This is a genomic window from Coprococcus sp. AF21-14LB (genome assembly GCF_003458885.1).
GTDB lineage: Bacteria > Bacillota > Clostridia > Lachnospirales > Lachnospiraceae > UBA9414.
In genome coordinates, this window is record NZ_QRVX01000053.1 from 1 (window position 1) to 14575 (window position 14575).

Here is a 14575-nt window from a genome sequence, read left to right on the forward strand (position 1 = left end):
CTTCTGCCCTGGTCAGAAAAACTTCCGGCAGGGATTCGCAAAGCTTAAATATCGGTGGCTGCAAAGCAGCCGCCTAAAAATGTCAAGGTACTCGCTATTTTGCGTTTACGTTTAGCAAACGTGTTCTAGAAGAGTTAAACTATCCTCAAAATGTGCAATATAGTATTGACCCATCACAGAATGTGTTTGCAATTCGAGTATGTAAAAGCAATGAAGCTAAAGCTACTACATTTTCAAAACCTCGTGGAGAACAGACAAGTACACTTAGTTGTAATAACAAAAATTTACGAGAAATAGTTTGTAAACTAATTCCAAATTATGATGAAAATTTACGTTATAAGGTTACTGGCGAATATGATCCAGAAAATCGTGTTATGTATTTTGATATGGGTAATTCAGAAGAATCAACGTTCAGAGCAAAAAAATAGAACTAAGTTGATTTTAATATAATCATTTTATGGTATTTAAAAAACGACCACACCGGAGTAAATAAATACTCTAGTGTGGTCATTCTAGTTTTTAAGAGTTCCGTTTGAAGGCTTTATTAACTGTGATTTGTTAATCCCTAATTACGAACCCCATTTCCTTGTAATTTCTTTTCTTTAATTGTATAATTAAAAATACATACAAGAAACCGTATATAAACGGTATTTTAGAAAGGGGACGTATTATGAAAGTAGGGGGAGCTTTAAAATATTACAGAAGAATAGGTAATAAAACACAAGTACAAGTTGCGGAACAGGCAAACATAAATGAAAAATATTATGGTGAACTTGAAAGAGACGAATCAAGCCCAACCATAGATAGACTTGAAAAAATAAGTTATGCATTAGGTGTAGAATTGCAACAGATAGTATCTTACAAGCCGCTACAAGAAGTTAGAATAGAGATGTTTTCAGATATTACTATGGATAAGTATTTGTGTAATGCTTATTGTAATTGTTGTGGAACAGAATTTTATGCACTAGATTCTGTAATATGTCCTGTATGTGGATGCGAATATAGTGATGAAAATGAATATATAGAGATCTACGGTTAATATCCTGAACATCAGAAAGCTGCTCCGTGTTTAGTTTGTGACGGGATAGCTTTTTGAACTTTTACATGGTATGATTTATTGTGGTAAAATATTAAATAGTAGACATTTTGTTCTGGACGTTCGTGCTGTGATTATATATCATGCTTTTTGGAGCTAAAAGATTGAGAGGAGAGCTGAATTTGTTAAAGATTAAGGAAATGATTAGTAAAAAATGGAAAGAAATTATAGCTATATTTTTAATTTCTATATCAATAGTATTTTTTTACAAGATGTGGTAAAAATTTTTTTCTATTCCAATTTTTACAGACCATACATTGTAGTTTTTCCTGCAATTGTTGCAGTGTTATTAAAGATACGATGAAGGAACCGATTAAATGTCCAGAAGTATTTCCAGTAGAAGAGAGGAGCAATCCATTTATGAAAATAAAGAAAAAATTGTATGAAGATAATTCTTGCTATTATTGTAAGTATTTGTGTAACAAGTGGTGTGTTTTTTGCAATTCAAGAGATCGGTGTGTTAAGTGATTATTTTTATCCAATGGATATTGCTGTTGTTAGAAATACTTCGGAAACGAATGATTGGATTACTGTAAATTTTTCAAATGAAGAATATTTGCTTTTTGATTCGGTCTTTTACGACAAAGAAATGATTAATGATGCAAATAGTGATAGAGATGTTTTAGTTCGCATTTTGGATGAAAATAATGAGGTTATTATGGATGATGTGGCTATTGAAGTGGGTACATCTATTAAATTTAGAAGAATTGAAAAAAATACAAAATATATCGTTCAAGTTGAAGGTAATAAGGGAACATATTTTATTAATTTTGTATAACGGTTTTAATAAACAAGTGATGAAAATTTTCGAAGGACAAAGGTAAAATAGATGAAAACAGGTGTGAAAGTTTATTGCTGATCGATATGTATAAATCGATAGTAGATCAACTAATAAATATTTGTATAAAAGAACTTGCAAATTCCAGTTCATCTGAGCAAGAGAAGTGTGGAGGTTTCGCGGAATATGCAAGAATTGATATAAATACTAGTTTTAATAAAAAAACTGTAAAATCTTGCGTTGAATTTTATAGAATTTGCTATATACTAGTGGTAGATAGGAGAATTATTTAGAAGAAATTGTTGATGAAATTATAAGAAGCAGAAAAAGCTGGGGGAAATTTGAAAGAAAGACATAATTATATTGCAGCATGTTACAAGGAAGATGTGATTTTACAGAAAGAAAAAGGTTTAGATGTCCAAACTTTTACACACTTGATATTTTATAATATCCTTAGTAAACAATAACAAAGTTTTATCTTTTAGAGGAGCATGGCAAGTGATGAAAATACAGGAAACAGTAAGAAAGCCGATGACGGAAGCAAAATATCTGAATGTGGATAATACGGACAGATATCGTCCGATCATCCGGCTTTTTTATTTGAAGTATGAAAAGCTGAAGTATTGGCTGTATCAGGAAGAGGTATATGAGGAATTAAAGGAAGATGTATACTTTAGAGAATATACACCGGAGCAGTGTCAGCAGGACTTGGCAGCTTTGACTGCATGGGGGAATCTGGTAACCATTCAGGATACGAAAAAGGTTGCGACTATTGAGGAGTTTAAGAATAAAAAGTTCCGATATCAGTTATCTGAAGCTACGGTAGAAATTGAGCGAATGGTTATCCGGGTAGAGAATCTGTTTATTGAAAGTTCTTCGCTGGAACCAACATTGTTGGAGAGACTTCGTATTAATCTGAGTAAATTTTCTGAAATTGCGAAAGCAGATCAGGAGCATATATATGCATGGTGGAATGATTTGAATAATGATTTTATGCGATTGAATCAGAATTATCAGGATTATATGCGGGAGTTGAACAGTGTAAAGGCAGAAGAAATGATGAAGACGACAGAGTTTCTTGTGTTCAAAGACCGTTTAATTGAGTATTTGAGAAGTTTCGTGAAGAGTCTGCAGGTCAATGCAGCATCTATAGAGCAGTGCCTGAAGAATACAGATAGAGAGATTTTGAAGTGCCTGCTGGCGGAAGTTGTACAATATGAATTGTTGATTCCGAGAATCGATGTGGAAGTAAAGGAAGATTTAATTGCTGATAAAGTATATGGTCGATGGCAAAGCCTGGAGGAATGGTTTACCGGAGCGGAAGGAAAGGATTCCGAGGCGGCAAAAGTATTTGATACAACGAATGAAATTATACGAAAGATTACAAGGTATGCGGCAAGAATTAGTGAAATGAGCAATGCAGGGGCAAATCGGCGGGAAGAATATCATAAGGTAGCTGTGATGTTTTCAAAATGTAAGGACATTTTTGAGGCGCACAGATTAGCTGCTGTTGTATTTGGAATTGAAAAGCCGCTGCATTTAAAAGGGCTGCCGGGGCGTCAGACAGAGAGTATTAACAGTGGTGTATTCGAGGAGGAGCCATATGTTGTAACAGTAACGCCGCGAGTTCGCACATACAAAGAAAAATCAAGACGGAGCGGGATTGTTGACCGTTCGAAAGAAAAAGAAGAAATGAGACTTGTTACGATACAGAGATTAGAGGAAGAACGCAGGCTTTTGAAAAGTTATATTCGGGATAATCGTCTGGAGTTTGCGAAACTTCCGGAGATAGAACCGCATGTAAGGGATGTATTTCTGACATGGCTTTCCAAAGCGTTGGAGAATAAAAGTCTTCAAGGAAAAACAGAGGATGGGCAGGTTTATCATGTGGAAAAGTCTGATACAGAGGAAATCTGCATTTTGAAATCGCCGGACGGTAATTTGCAAATGCCGGCATATGTGATTGTATTTGAAAAAAATGAGTGAAGGGAATTTGAAAAGAAGTTATGAGAGCATTAGAAATTCTGTTGGAACGGCGTTGGATATTAAAGAGTCGGGAAAAAGAATTATATTATCAAATAAAGGATGAACTGGGGACGGTTAAGAAATTCTTGATGGAAAAGTTGGGGTATCAGGTAATCGTGAATCCTTATCTTGTAAAAGTGGAAAAGATGCCGGCGACACCGGAGAACTGGATGGGAATTCAAGAATTTACCCGGAAAATAGAATACATTTTTTTCTGTATGATTTTAATGTTTCTGGAAGAAAAAGAAGCCGAAGAGCAATTTGTGCTTTCAGAACTGACAGAATATATACAGGGGCAGTACAGGGAGGAGCAGATTGACTGGACGATATATCAGTATCGAAGACATTTGATTAAGGTAATTAAGTATTGTGTGAATTGCGGAATTCTGAATTTGAATGATGGAAGTGAAGAGAATTTTGCGAGAGATGATACAAGCGAAGTACTCTATGAAAATACAGGCGTCTCCAGATATTTTATGAAAAATTTCACACAGGATATTATGGGATATACTACGCCGGAAGATTTTGAAAAACAGGAATGGATTGATGTGAACGAAGATCGGGGGATTGTCAGAAGGCAGAGGGTGTATCGGAAACTTCTTATGACTATGGGAATGTACAAAAGTCCCGAGACAGAGGAAGATTTTGCCTATGTCCGGAACTACCGCAACATGATTCAGGGCGAGTTGTCGGAGCTTTTTGATTGTGAACTGCATGTGCATAGGACAAGTGCATTTCTTATTTTGGGCGAGGACTGCAGAATGGGAAAATGTTTTCCTGAGGAAAATACATTGTCAGATATCGTGCTTTTGATACATGGCATCATTTCAAACTGGATACAGCAGGGAAGGATTGAAGTGACTGTGGATGAAACAATCGAAATTCCGAAGGAAAAATTTCGGGAGATTCTTGAGGAGTGTAAAGAACGATATGGGAAAGGATTTATAAAAACATATCGTGAAATGACAACAGGAGATTTTTTTGAAAGTGTGCAAAGGTATATGTTGGAACTAGGACTGATTTTTTTAGAAAAAGATATCGTTAGAATCCGTACGGCAGTTGGAAAGATTACAGGACATTATCCAAAAGAGTTTTTAGAGAACGGAGGAAGAGATGAATAGCAAATGGCAGATACACAGAGTAGGACTCTTGGATTTTTGGTATTATGATGAAGAAGAATTTTATTTTTTGGACGGAAGGATGCTGCTGAGAGGAGCCAATGGTTCCGGGAAATCTGTTACGATGCAGAGCTTTATACCGCTGCTGCTGGATGGAAATATGCGCCCGGAGCGTTTGGACCCATTTGGATCCAGAGCTCGTAAAATGGAGAATTATCTTCTGGAAGAAAATGATGAACGAGAAGAGCGGACCGGATATTTGTATATGGAGATGAAACGGGCGGAAAGCGATGAATTTTTGACGCTTGGAATTGGGATGAGAGCGCGTAAAAATAAAAAAATGGAGTCATGGTATTTTTGTCTGACAGATGGGCGGAGAGTCGGAAAGGATTTTTATCTGTATAAGGAAGGGCAGAGCAAGATTGCCTGTACAAAGCTGGAACTTCGAAATCGGATCGGAGACGGTGGCCGTGTGATGGAGACACAGGGAGAGTATGCCCAGTGTGTAAACCGGCTTTTATTTGGATTTGAAACGCAGGAAGAATATAAAGAGTTATTGAATCTTCTGATTCAATTAAGAACGCCAAAGCTTTCAAAGGATTTTAAGCCAACTGTAATCAATGAGATTTTGAGCAGTTCGTTACAGACTCTTTCAGAAGATGATCTGCGTCCGATGTCTGAGGCAATTGAGAATATGGATGGTTTGAAGACAAATCTGGATACATTGGATGAAAGTATTGGGGCGGCAGGTCAGATAGAAAAAGTATATGATCAGTATAATGAAATTATGTTATATGATAAAGCATTATTGTTTCGAAAGTCGGTAGAAGAATACGATAGTTTTAGAAAACAGGCAGAACAGCTGAAGCAGGAAATTGATGACTGTAAAAGAATGCGGGAGAAAGAAGAGAAACATTATATTGAATTAAAACAAGAGCAAAAAATTTGTCAGGCGGAAAAGGAATCTCTGTCTGATAGTGATACAGTGAAGTTAAAGCAGCGGGAGGTTGAAATCCGAAGTCAATTAGAAGAGTTAAAAAAGAATATTACCGGGAAACAGCAGCAAGAAGAGGAGAAAAAAGAAAAATATCAGGAAACAGAGCAGAGAATGAAACTTCAATTTCAGAAAAATGAAATGCTTTGGGAGGAAATTGAAAACAGTTTGGAGTATATGGAGGAAGAGATAGAGGGGATTCCTTTTGATGAATTTATATTTATGAAGAAAGAGTTAATAGAGCAGAAAGGGGAGCAGTATTCTTTTCAATCTCATTCGGAATTATTAAAGGATTATATGGAAAAAGTTCATCTTGGAAAAACGATGCTAGAAGAAGAAAAGGGGTGTCAGGAAAGATATAGTAAATTTTTGCAGGAATTGGACACATATCAGGAAGAAAAGAACAGAGCAGAACGAGAAGTCTTTCAATATGAAAATCAGTTCCATGAAGTAAAACAGGAGACAATTGAATCAGTTTACCATTGGGAAAAGGAGAATACGGAGTTACATTTGCGGTCAGAGATATTGCAGGAAATGGCAAGAGAGATGGAGAAGTACACAACGGAAACGGATTATTGGGATATCCGCGGATTGGCAAATGGTGAATTTGAGCGGAAAAATCAGGAACTTTCAAGCGAGATTTTGCGGCTGAGCAGGGAATTATCCGATAAGCGTTTGGAGAAAGAAGAAATTTACGAAGAACTGGAACAGTGGAAGGATCAAAAGGAACCGGAGCCGGAATGCAGTGAAGCGGTGGAAAAGAATCGACGTCTTTTGGAAGAAAAAGAAATTCCATATTTACAACTGTATAAAGTAATTGATTTTGACAGTAAATTGGATGAATCACAACGAGCATATCTGGAAGAGGCGCTATTGCATATGGGGATATTGGATGCGTTGATTGTTTCGGAAGAATATAGAGAACAGGTGCTGGCGTTGGATGCAGGGGGATGCGATCGCTATATTTTCAGTGACGCTGCATATGTAAGAAATAACATTATGGATTTTCTGGATGTAGACAACGAAGACGAGGATATTCTCCTGTATCAGAATGTTTCCCGCATATTAACGGCAATTGGCTGGAAAGAACAGGGTGAAGAGGAGATAAATGAATCTGTAGAAAAAAATAGGACATGGATTGATAGAAAAGGAAATTATGGAATCGGAATCATTGAAGGAACGATTACGAAAAATTATACTCCATGTTTTATAGGAGCTTCTGCAAGAGAACAGTATCGCATAAAGAAGATACAGGAACTGGAAGCAGAAAGTCAGAGACTGGAAGATATCATTCAAATAGTGGAAGAAGAAATTACACAATTAAAGGGAAGGAAAAGCCGTCTGGAAACAGAGTGGAAATCATTTCCGAAAGAACAGGATCTGAAGGTTGCGGCAAAAGAATTAGAAAAGAAAACGAATATTCTGGAAGAGATAGAGTGTAAAGTACAGAACCAGAAAGGCATTGTAGAAAAAGAACGAAAAAGTCTGGATGCGGTTCGGCTGCGGGTGCAGGAAGTGTGTCAGAAGTGTTATCTGACACCGCGTTTGGACGTGTTTACGGAAGCGGAAAAGGCTTTGGCTGAGTATAAAGAAGAGCTGATGAGGGTACAGATTTCCTATGGAAATTATAGGAATGGAATTAGTTTTGTAAAGGTGCAGAAGGAATATCTGGAAGGAATTGACGCTGATTTGGATGATATTCGTTACGATTTGAACCGCATGATACAAAATGAACGGGAAAAACGAGGAAGTCTAAATTCGGTGCTGGAACAGATTGCTTTGACGGATTATGAGGAAATCAGGGAACGATTGGAACATTGTGTGGAACGATTGGAGAACTGCCGTTAGAGATCGAGGCGAGTGTTACGCAAAACTCTCATTTGGAAACAAAAGAAAAACAGCTTTTGGAAAAATTGGGAGATATAGAGGTTTCAGTCGGAACGTCCAGACAGCGGAAAAACAGATTTTGTGATGCTTTTGAAATGGAGTATCAACTTGGATATGTAGAGTGTCAGGCAGCAGTGAGCGATGATCTGGAAGAACAGGCAGAGAAGATATGCAGGATGTTTATGGGAAGCTTTGGAAATAAAAAGCACAGTGAAATTTTGGAGAATCTTCAAAATGTATACCATATGAATAGAGGATATCTGTTGGAATATCAGGTTACACTGCAGTCATTGTTTGAAGAGCTGGATGAGGAGAATGGAGTTTTTGACACAAGTATGAGACGAATTGACATTTCGGCTAAATACAGAGGAATCACGATCAAGTTTAAAGAGTTGATTGCCAGAATGAAGGAAGATGCAGAAGTGCAGCGCCGGCTTTTGAATGATAAGGACAGAGAGCTATTTGAAGACATTCTTGCAAATACAATCAGTAAGAAAATTCGTGGAAAAATTCAGGCTAGTAAGCGGTGGATTGAGAAGATGAATACACTGATGGAGTCTATGAAGACTTCCAGTGGACTTACGCTGAGTCTGCGCTGGAAAAATAAACGGGCAGAGAAAGAAGAGCAGCTGGATACGAGGGACCTTGTAGAACTTCTGCAAAAGGATGCTGAGATTATGCGTCCGGAAGAGGCGCAGCAGTTATCCAGACATTTTCGGTCTAAGATTGAAGAGGCGAGAAAATCTGCAAATGATCTGGGAAATGTGCAGTCATTTCATGCGATTATGAGAAATGTGCTGGATTATCGTCAATGGTTTGAATTTCAATTGGAATGTCAAAAAACAGGAGAGAAGAAAAGGGAGCTGACAGACAGGGTATTCTTTACTTTTAGTGGTGGAGAAAAGGCCATGGCGATGTATGTGCCGTTATTTTCGGCAGTAGTAGCAAAATATGCAGGGGCAAGACAGGATGCACCGTATTTGATTTCACTGGATGAAGCTTTTGCCGGAGTGGATGAGATGAATATTCGAGACATGTTTCGGCTGATGGTGGAGTTTGACTTTAATTTTATGATTAACTCACAGATTCTTTGGGGGGATTATGATACGGTTCCAAGACTGGCAATTTATCAGCTTGTCCGTCCGGAAAATGCAAAATATGTTACGGTTATTCGATATGTTTGGAATGGAAACGCAAAAAGCATGGTGTTGGAAAAGGACTTGAGTCATGGATAAAACAGAGAAAAACAAGTTGTTAGAAGAATGTATGCTGTATTTTAAGGCACGTCCGGTATATCAAAAACTGTTTCTGAAAATGAGGGATAAATATGCCAGTCTGGGACATTTTGGCGGGACAGTATTATTTGCGTCACTGAGTAGAGAAGAGAAAGAGCAATTGGGAGGATTTTTTCAAAGGGATTATACAATTAATAAAACAATAACAATTTCTGCGGATTTAATGAAAAGGTGTCTGGCATCCAGTAAATTTGCGGGACTAACCTGGGAATTGATTCTGGAAACTTATTTTGGAGAGCCTCTGCAAGTAAAAAAGGAAATCGAACTGGTGGAGTCTAAAAGACGAGAAGATTATTTTACGGAGATACTGGAAAGTATTTCTGATGAAAGTGGACGAGAATGGCTGCATCGCGTACTGGAAGAAAAGAAAGAGGGCTATTTGCTTATCATGCAGTTATACAAAGAAAAACCAGAGGAGTTGAGGAACATTTTAACGTATGTAATGACAGGGATTGCAAACTTGAAAGTGTTTCAAGATAAAAGCCAGAAAGAATTGTTACCGGTGTTTTCGGCAAATATTACAGGGAATCCACATTATTTTGATGAAGGGAAGACAGGTGAAAAACTACTCTTTAATTATCTCAGAGAAAGGAACTTCGATTTAAAACAGGAAGGACTTTCCAGAGTGGAATACAAAAACAGAATTTATTATGAGGCGGGGATCCTGAAAGATGAAGTGTCAAATGATGTGCTAGCATATGGGATTCATGGATGGAAACCGGAGGGGAGTCTGCATGAAGGGATTGAAGGTTTTTTTGAGAATCAAGAGCCGGCAAAATTGACTTTACAGACAATCGGAAGATTGGAGAAAGTTTGTGGACAGAGCCAACAGATATATGTTGTAGAAAATCCGGCAGTGTTTTCTGGATTGATAAGAGAGCATCCGGAGCAGACTGTGATTTGTGGGAATGGACAATTGCGTCTGGCAGTGCTTGTTCTTATGGATAAATTCGCATGTGACACCATTTTCTGGTATGCGGGAGATTTTGATCCGGAGGGGCTTTTGATCGCACAGAAGTTAAAACTTCGGTATGGAGAGAGGCTGAAGCTTTGGAAGTATGAGGTGAATTTGTATGAAACATATTTATCGGAAGTAGAACTAAGTGACAGGCGGATAAAGAAGCTAGAGCAGATTTATATTCAAGAACTTCAGGAAATAAAAGAAGTGATGTATAAGAAACGAAGAGCGGCATATCAGGAAAGCATGATGGAAAAGTTCAATGAAATTTTTTAAAATATGATTACATTTACATTCCAATGAGGTTTGGTGGAGAAAGAACGGATTACATTGGTCAATGTTGATAATTGGGGAGGGAGAACTATGGCAGTTTCGAAAGTAAAGTTAAGAATGCTTTACATCATGAAAATATTATTTGAAAAATCGGACGAAAGGCATACGCTTTCGGCGACCGATATCAATCGACTGCTTCAGAACTATGGAATGGAGGCAGATCGCAAGACTGTTTATAGTGATATTGAGACATTGAGAGAGTTTCACATTGATATTATACAAGTAAAAGGAACAAATGGTGGATATTATATCGGCAGCAGAGAATTTGAATTACCGGAATTAAAGCTACTTGTGGATGCTGTACAGGCTTCTAAATTTATTAGTTGTAAAAAGTCAGAGGAATTGATTCGGAAACTAGAAAATCTGACTAATGAATACGATGCCAAATTGTTACAGCGAAATGTGTTTATTTACAATCGTTCCAAGACAGGAAATGAAACTATTTATTATAATGTAAATGAAATACATACAGCGATATTAGAAAATCATCAAATCAGGTATCAATATGCGGAGTGGACGGTGCAGAAAAAGTTGGTGCCAAAGAAAAATGGAGCCATATATACAGTAAGTCCGTGGGCGCTTACATGGGATGCTGAAAAATATTATCTGATTGCATATGATGAAGCAGAAGATGTTATCAAGCATTACAGGGTGGATAAAATGCAACAGGTTCAATCGATTGAAAAAGAGCGTGTGGGCAGAGAGCTGTTTCAGAAATTTGATTTGGCTGAATTTGCAAAGAAAACATTTGGAATGTATGGAGGGAAAGAAGTTGAGGTAACTTTAACTTGCCGTAATGAATTAGCTGGTGTCATTATAGATCGTTTTGGGAAAGAAACGACACTGATTCCGGTAGATGAAGAGCATTTTCGAGTACATCTATTGGTGGCGGTAAGCAGTCAATTTTTTGGATGGCTGACTGGTATTGGAAAGAAAATGAAGATAGAATCTCCAGAATTTGTGAAAACAGAATACAAAAAATATCTGCAGGAGATTTTGCAGGAGTATTAGAATGTGTGGGTGTACAGATTTTTGTACACCTTATTTTTTATTATTAATGTATCAAAGAGAACGATTTTGAGGAGGAGATATTCGTGAAGGAAAAGTACATTACGATTGTTGGATTTAATCATTATTACGGAGTTACACCATTTAAGATTGGGAAAAAGATCAAATGTGTCAAAGAACCAAATAATCCATATGATGGAGAAGCAATTAAAGCTACAATGAAGCAGATAGGAACAATCGGTTATGTTGCAAACTCTCCATATACGGTTGCAACCGGGACGAAAAGCGCGGGAGGAATCGCACATAAGGTGAAAAAGAAATTTACAGTAGAAGTGATGTTTATTACAAGATCAAAAGTGATTTGTAAAGTGATAGATGGATTTAAAGAGAAGAAAGAAGTTGAGTTGGTGGAGAAGGAGGCAGGAATATCTAGAGAGTGTGAAGTAGTTAAATGATGGAATGGTGTTAGAATATAAATAGTACAGGTCAAAATGAAAATTCCCTATTAGAAAATTCATGGTACAATGTAAGTACCGAACTGAATGAGGGTATCATTATTACACTGGCAGAAAGAACTGCGTGATATCGGTAATATTGAAAGCTGTGGTTCCGGATTTTAACTTGTACGAAATCTCGACATAGAACCAGATATTTTGGAAGGATATAGGGTGTAGATTAAAATTGATATTTGTAAAAAGCAAAAGGTGATAATAAATTCACAACAAATCAAAACAATGAAAGGAATTCAAAAATTATGCAATATATAGCACACATAGATCAGGATAGAATTCAGTCAGTTAAGGAACATTTAGAAGGGACGGCAAAGATTTCTGGAGAGTTTGCGGGAAAATTTGGGAAACAAGACTGGGGCTACTGTAATGGGATATTACATGATATTGGAAAGTATTCTGTAGATTTTCTGAAAAGGATTACAGGCGAAAGTAATCAGCGGGTGGATCACTCTACAGCAGGAGCGAGAGTCTGCATAGAAAAAGGGGGAAAGTATAGTTTTTTAGAATATTGCATTGCGGGGCATCATGCCGGACTTCCGGATTATGGAAGTAATTATGACAATGCAGGCGATCCTACTTTAATGGGGAGAAGAAAGAAAAAGATCAGTGACTATCAGGCATATCAGAAAGAAATTGATATTCCGGAAATTGTAACGGATCCATTTGATTTCAAGAAGGCAGTGAATCCAGATTTTTCTATGAGTGTTTTTATAAGAATGCTTTATTCTTGTCTGGTCGATGCTGACTTTTTAGATACAGAAGCATTTATGAGTCGCGGGCAAAAAGTAAGAAATTCCGGAGAGCCGATGGAAGCACTTCTTGAGAAATTGGAAAAGCATGTTTCGGAATGGTTGAAAAATCAAGAGATGGATACAGTAAATGGAAGAAGAACAGAAATTTTAAAGCATTGTTTAGCAGAAGGTAAATCTGAAAAAGGGCTGTTTCGCTTGACAGTTCCGACTGGCGGCGGAAAGACAATAGCTTCTTTGGCATTTGCGTTACGTCATGCGGTGGAAAATCAAATGGATCGGGTGATTTACGTCATTCCATATACAAGTATTATTGAACAGAATGCGAAAGTGTTCAGAGAAATTTTAGGAGATGAAAATGTGTTGGAAAATCATTGTAATGTTGATTACGAAAGTTCGGAAGAACTTAAGCCAATGCAGCTTGCAGCTGAAAACTGGGACAAACCGGTTGTTGTCACAACAAACGTACAGTTTTTTGAATCACTATTTGCAAATAAGTCTTCCAAATGCAGAAAATTACATAATATTGCAAACAGTGTAATTATTTTTGATGAAGCGCAGATGTTGCCGAATGATTACCTAAAACCTTGTATCGCAATGATAGAAGAACTTCTCAGTAATTATAGAACCAGTGTTGTTTTATGTACAGCAACTCAGCCGGCTTTAAAATCATTTTTTCAGGGAAATGTTTCAGCAACAGAGTTGTGTCCTAGAATGGATGAACAATTTCAATTTTTTAAGAGGACATTGTTTGAAGATATCGGAACAGTAACGGAAGATTGTTTGATAAACAAGTTAAGAGGGGAATATCAGGCGCTTTGTATTGTTAATACGAAAAAGAGAGCGCAAAATATTTATCAAGAGTTAAAAGAAGAGGGGGTATACCATTTATCTACAAGTATGTATCCGAAACATAGAAAGCAGGTTTTGGAAAAAATAAGAGAAAGACTTAGGGAAGATAAAAAGTGTATTCTCATTTCCACCAGCCTTGTAGAAGCAGGAGTCGATCTTGATTTTCAGTCAGTTTATCGAGAATTGGCAGGAGTGGATTCCATGATACAGGCGGCAGGACGGTGTAACAGGGAAGGTCATAGAAAGGCAGAAGAGAGTAAGGTTTTTATTTTTAAATTTGAAGAAAAAGAAAGTATTGTAGGACAGCGTCAGCAGATCGATGTGACAAAAAGTCTGATAACAGATGGAAGGGATCTTTCAGATAGAGAGACGATTACAAGATATTTTGAAATGCTATATCACATCAAGGGGGAAAGTTTGGATAAGAAAAAAATCATGGATGAGTTTACGAATAAGAAAATAAAATATCGGTTTGCAAAAGTCGGGAAAGATTTTCGATTGATTGAACAAAATACAAAAACAATTTTTATAAATTGTGAGGAGGATGCAGATGAGATTCTTCTCGAATTAAAAGAAAAAGGATTTACCAGATCGGGAATGCGAAAGGCGAGTCAATATTGTATTACCGTATATGACCAGACCTGTGACAAGATGTACGGTGCCGGCATGCTGAAACCGGTAGCGGAAAATTTGGAAGATTTTTATGAATTGGCAGATGAGAGTAGATATACAGAAGAGATGGGGTTGGAATTAGAAATTGATAATGGGATGGCATTGTTTCTTTAAAGAATGATAAATGTAGAAGAAAAATGAAAGGAGCAGTGAATATGCAGAACTTTGAGGAGTTCTATCATAAATACTGCTTCTTTTGTAGTAGTTAAAACTACTATTAATATTTTAAGACACAGTTTAGTTCGACAGGCTAAGTATAGTATTTGAGGATCAACAAATTGTTAAAATACTTAAAGAA

The 14575-nt window shown here is 37.1% G+C and carries 10 protein-coding genes; all 10 read left to right on the forward strand.

What is annotated here, in order from left to right:
* Positions 1-670 precede the first annotated feature (670 nt).
* The 10 genes from DWX73_RS11160 to cas3 all read left to right on the forward strand — a co-directional run bounded on the left by DWX73_RS11160 (position 671) and on the right by cas3 (position 14391).
* Complete coding sequence (locus DWX73_RS11160; protein WP_118348833.1) at positions 671-1039, forward strand: helix-turn-helix domain-containing protein; 369 nt, start codon at positions 671-673, stop codon at positions 1037-1039.
* A gap of 439 nt (positions 1040-1478) precedes the next feature.
* Positions 1479-1874, forward strand: a complete 396-nt coding sequence (locus tag DWX73_RS11165) for a hypothetical protein (protein WP_118348834.1) — start codon at positions 1479-1481, stop codon at positions 1872-1874.
* A 501-nt stretch (positions 1875-2375) separates the two neighbouring features.
* The gene (locus DWX73_RS11170; protein WP_118348835.1) at positions 2376-3860 is read left to right on the forward strand and encodes a TIGR02677 family protein; all 1485 of its coding nucleotides are present in this window, start codon (positions 2376-2378) and stop codon (positions 3858-3860) included.
* A gap of 20 nt (positions 3861-3880) precedes the next feature.
* Positions 3881-5020: a TIGR02678 family protein gene (locus tag DWX73_RS11175; protein WP_118348836.1), complete on the forward strand. Its 1140-nt coding sequence runs from the start codon at positions 3881-3883 to the stop codon at positions 5018-5020.
* Positions 5013-7859, forward strand: a complete 2847-nt coding sequence (locus DWX73_RS11180; protein ID WP_242996868.1) for a TIGR02680 family protein — start codon at positions 5013-5015, stop codon at positions 7857-7859. The genes DWX73_RS11175 and DWX73_RS11180 overlap by 8 nt, the downstream gene beginning before the upstream one ends.
* Positions 7829-9133, forward strand: coding sequence for an SbcC/MukB-like Walker B domain-containing protein (locus tag DWX73_RS14135; protein ID WP_242996870.1), 1305 nt, complete (start codon positions 7829-7831; stop codon positions 9131-9133). The genes DWX73_RS11180 and DWX73_RS14135 overlap by 31 nt, the downstream gene beginning before the upstream one ends.
* Complete coding sequence (locus DWX73_RS11185; protein ID WP_118348837.1) at positions 9126-10427, forward strand: TIGR02679 domain-containing protein; 1302 nt, start codon at positions 9126-9128, stop codon at positions 10425-10427. Before DWX73_RS14135 ends, DWX73_RS11185 begins: the two co-directional genes overlap by 8 nt.
* Before the next feature lie 87 nt (positions 10428-10514).
* Complete coding sequence (locus tag DWX73_RS11190; protein WP_118348838.1) at positions 10515-11495, forward strand: helix-turn-helix transcriptional regulator; 981 nt, start codon at positions 10515-10517, stop codon at positions 11493-11495.
* An 83-nt stretch (positions 11496-11578) separates the two neighbouring features.
* Positions 11579-11947, forward strand: coding sequence for an HIRAN domain-containing protein (locus DWX73_RS11195; RefSeq protein ID WP_118348839.1), 369 nt, complete (start codon positions 11579-11581; stop codon positions 11945-11947).
* Between the two features lie 299 nt (positions 11948-12246).
* On the forward strand, positions 12247-14391 hold the full coding sequence (cas3, locus tag DWX73_RS11200) for a CRISPR-associated helicase Cas3' (protein ID WP_118348840.1): 2145 nt from the start codon (positions 12247-12249) through the stop codon (positions 14389-14391).
* The last annotated feature ends 184 nt before the right edge of the window (positions 14392-14575 follow it).

Bases quoted from the DNA above. Each gene is read 5' to 3' on its own strand.
- DWX73_RS11180 (WP_242996868.1), top strand. From the start codon at position 5,013: ATGAATAGCAAATGGCAGATACACAGAGTAGGACTCTTGGATTTTTGG.
- DWX73_RS11185 (WP_118348837.1), top strand. From the start codon at position 9,126: ATGGATAAAACAGAGAAAAACAAGTTGTTAGAAGAATGTATGCTGTAT.
- DWX73_RS11190 (WP_118348838.1), top strand. From the start codon at position 10,515: ATGGCAGTTTCGAAAGTAAAGTTAAGAATGCTTTACATCATGAAAATA.
- DWX73_RS11160 (WP_118348833.1), top strand. From the start codon at position 671: ATGAAAGTAGGGGGAGCTTTAAAATATTACAGAAGAATAGGTAATAAA.
- cas3 (WP_118348840.1), top strand. From the start codon at position 12,247: ATGCAATATATAGCACACATAGATCAGGATAGAATTCAGTCAGTTAAG.
- DWX73_RS11170 (WP_118348835.1), top strand. From the start codon at position 2,376: ATGAAAATACAGGAAACAGTAAGAAAGCCGATGACGGAAGCAAAATAT.
- DWX73_RS11175 (WP_118348836.1), top strand. From the start codon at position 3,881: ATGAGAGCATTAGAAATTCTGTTGGAACGGCGTTGGATATTAAAGAGT.
- DWX73_RS11165 (WP_118348834.1), top strand. From the start codon at position 1,479: ATGAAGATAATTCTTGCTATTATTGTAAGTATTTGTGTAACAAGTGGT.